At 48.9% G+C, this 3,690-nt stretch carries 3 protein-coding genes; all 3 read left to right on the top strand.

Features of this window, described 5'->3' with window-relative positions; translation table 11 throughout:
• Positions 1–547: 547 nt before the first annotated feature.
• A complete protein-coding gene (locus tag Q8M98_11220; protein MDP3115323.1) occupies positions 548–1,408 on the top strand; it encodes a PhzF family phenazine biosynthesis protein in 861 nt (286 codons plus the stop codon).
• A 21-nt stretch (positions 1,409–1,429) separates the two neighbouring features.
• Positions 1,430–3,088 carry a FlgD immunoglobulin-like domain containing protein gene (locus tag Q8M98_11215; GenBank protein MDP3115322.1) on the top strand — a complete coding sequence of 553 codons (1,659 nt, stop codon included), beginning with the start codon at positions 1,430–1,432 and terminating at the stop codon, positions 3,086–3,088.
• 127 nt (positions 3,089–3,215) lie between these two features.
• Positions 3,216–3,557: a hypothetical protein gene (locus Q8M98_11210; protein ID MDP3115321.1), complete on the top strand. Its 342-nt coding sequence runs from the start codon at positions 3,216–3,218 to the stop codon at positions 3,555–3,557.
• The last annotated feature ends 133 nt before the right edge of the window (positions 3,558–3,690 follow it).

The raw sequence follows: 3,690 nt of genomic DNA, 5'->3' as shown, positions 1-3,690 counted from the left end.
ACATGGTTCTGGACATGTACACTTTTCTTCATTTTTGGCTTCCTTCATTCAGGTAAATTTGGGCGCCACAATAGTTAGAAGGCAAAAGTTGTAAATGATTTTCTATCATTTGTTTAAATATACATATTGTCCATAAACAGTCCTATGGTCGCGGCTATAAGCATAAGGCTTTTCCCCACGAAAAATGATTGATTTTTACTGAAGTGTTCTCTGCGTAGACGATCTGTCAATTCAAGGCAACCCCTGCCTAAGGATGCCTTTCGCCCACTTTTCTTGATTTCCGAAACGCTAATTTATTGAAATTTAAGGGAATTTACTTGAACAGTCTCCGCCGATCCTGCGGAGGATAGAAACTCTCGGAGAAAATTATCGCGTCCCCAGCATCGACATGCTGCGCTACAACACACGTTTAGCGCAGAACTTGTCCTGAAACATATCGAAAATTCCGCTGTTTCTGGATTCCGGCGGAAGATAGTTCTTGACATAAATACCCTGTTGGGCATAGTATTGTTTCTAATATAAGCGCATAAGGGGAAGGGAGAATCGGATGAAAGACCCCGTCTATTTCGTAAATGCTTTCTCGGAAAACTATTACACGGGCAACACCGCGGCAGTTGTGCTCGTGGAGGAGTATCCTTCCGACGGTGAAATGCTCGCTCTGGCTGCGGAATTTGGCTTTTCAGAAACAGCTTTCCTGCAGAGGATCGGAGCTGGGGAATACCAGATACGCTGGTTCACTCCGGAAGTTGAGGTTTCCCTTTGCGGTCACGCCACCCTCGCTTCGGCGAAGAGCCTTTTTGCTTTTAGAGAAAAGGATGCTGACCTGCTCACCTTCCAGAGCCTTTCGGGAAGGCTCACTGCCCGCAGGAAAGAAGGCTTGATCGAGCTGGATTTCCCTCTGGAGACTTCAGTGCAGCACACAGTGGACGCTGCTCTCCTGCAAGCGCTTAGCCCGCTTTGCCCTATGGAGATTCTATCCGCCGGAGCTTCCCGCAATCTGATCCTTGTCTATCCGGATGCGCAGAACATTCTCGATATGCGACCTGATTTCGAGGCTCTTGCAGCGATGAAAGACCTGCCATATTTTGGCATTGCCGTCACATCCAGCGGTTATTTTGATTACGTATGCCGCTATTTCGCTCCTTGGGAAGGCATCAACGAAGATCCCGTCACCGGTTCTGCCCAGACCTACCTTGCACCCTACTGGTCGGCAAAGCTGAATAAAACAATACTCAAGGGCTATCAGGCTTCCCGGCGCGGAGGAGATTTTGAAGTGGAAGTCCTGAACAGCCGTGTCCTGATCCGCGGTAAAGCTTTCATCTATTTGTCGGGAGATATAGACACCCTTTGGCGCAGATCGGATTCGGCAGTGGAGAATCGGAATTCTCCACCCCATTTTCATAAATAAATACTTACAAGGAGAGAAGATATGAAATACATACTCATTACCATCTTACTGCTACTCATCCTCCCCCTGGCGGCAACTTTACCACCAGAATGGAGAGCTTTGCAAAGAGACCTCGGTATCCAGGCAGCCCAATACAAGGACACCCCGGAACATCAAGCTCTCAGAGAACGCACTCCCCGCCACTACAATGTAGGCGACACGCAGATCTTTTGGCGCTGGAACCTCTCTGTGATGCCTCCGCTGTGGATCCAGACTTCCGCCACTTGCAGAGCAGTGGGAGAACACTGCTACATATTTGTGGCAGACAGCGAATGGAACGTCCACATGACACAGGGGAATGTCGATACTATATTATTTCGGTTGGAGGACAGCACCGTGAACGATCCCACCCAGGGAGCGATCGAGATGGACATCGGTCTCTTTGGTCCTATTCCAGACGAACTGGATAACGATCCGCGGCTGATCGTATTCTATTCCGCCCTCGGATCTTTCCAAGGAACTTCCTTCGACGGATATTTCAGCCCCTATAATCAGGTTACCGAGGCGCAAGCCCAGCAGATGAATCCTCCAGGACACAGCAACGAATGCGAGATGATCTACATGACCTGCTATCCGCTCAGTCCGGTCACCCCGATCCGGCTTTCGGTGCTGGCGCATGAGCTGGCGCATCTGATCCATTGGGGACAGGATGCAAACGAAGAAACCTGGCTAAACGAAGGATGCGCCGAGCTGGCAATGGTCGTATATGGAATTCCAGACCCGATCACCGGTTTCCCCTCCGCTCCCGATAACAACCTCACTGCCTGGAATCAGACCTTCGCGGACTACGTCAAAGTAATGCTTTTCTTCACATACTTGCAGGAACATTATGACTCCACAGGAATGATCCGTAGTCTGGTCGAAAACCCATCCAACGGCATCGTTTCCCTGATTCAGGAGATAGCGATTCACTATCCGAATCTAACCTTTGCTGATATTTTTTGCAATTGGAACATTGCCAATGCGCTGGATCGCCTTACGCCGGGAGAAGGACTTTACAATTACGCACAGCTTGCTCTGCCGAGCTTTACCATGACATCGCTAAACACATCTCCGGCTCTGAACAATCAAACCATCCAGCCCTATGCGGCGGATTATCTGAAATACAACGTGATACAGCCTGCATCAAGTTTCTCGCTTCAATCCAACTTCCCCATAAGAGTGAGCACTTTGATTTTTGATTCACCCAATAACTGCACTGAAGTGCGGGAAGAAGGCACGGGAACATTTTTTTTCCTTGATCCTGTGGCTGCGGGCGCCTATCGTGTGAATTACGTGCTTTCCAATCCCACTTCTTCCAGCATTACCTATTCATACACATCAGTAGTCTCAAACGACGACAATGTAGCCCCCGTCACCGGTACAGCGCTTACCGGCAACAGCCCGAATCCCTTCAAGTGCTCCACCAACATCAGCTATAACCTCAAGGAGAACCTGCCCGTCCGCATTGATATCTTCAATAGCCGGGGACAAAAAGTCCGCACTCTTGTGGATAACAACCAGATCGCCGGAACTCACAGCACTGCTTGGAACGGCAAGGACGACAACCGAATACCGGTCTCAGCGGGAGTGTATCTTTACCGCCTGACTGCCGGAACTTACCAAAGCATCCGCAGGATGAGCCTGCTGCCAACAGAGTAGTGATATTTCAGTATCCGCAGCCTGCTGCAGCATGATCCACTACTGCCGGTGGTGCATTTACCGCGTAATACATCTTTGCGCGCATCAGAGTTTGCGTTAACCTATTTTAGATAAGCGAGGTGATATAATGAACAAAGCTGTAAAAACTATGCTGGTTTTAGGCGGGACGGCGCTTGCCGGATACTTTGCCTACACCCAATACAAGAGCCTGAACAACGCAGTGAAGCTGGATAAATCACTGCACACTTTCCTCAAGAACCTCTATGGCGAAGAGCCCGAACTGGTGACGATCAAGGCAATGAACCACATCGGTATCAAAGCCGGATTCACTAAAGCCGTCATCGAAAAATACGGCGATATCGAAAGTGGCATCCGGGATTACGTGCAGGAATACTATCCCGCACTGGCAAAACGCCTCAGCGTGGAGATATTTGCAAAGGCGGAGGAAGAATCCAACGAAACCGTATAATACAAGATTTATATTGACATGCCATAAATACTGATTATATTGTCTCATATCTAAACTTAGAAGGAGTGAGAAATGGGACGACCTAAGCAGAGCTTGGATTCATGCACATTGGAAGCCATTGAGCAATCAATAT

This window comes from Candidatus Cloacimonadaceae bacterium, from assembly GCA_030693415.1.
Taxonomy (GTDB): domain Bacteria; phylum Cloacimonadota; class Cloacimonadia; order Cloacimonadales; family Cloacimonadaceae; genus JAUYAR01.
The sequence above is the reverse complement of the archived record's forward strand: the minus strand, read 5'-3'. Positions and strand labels throughout refer to the sequence as shown.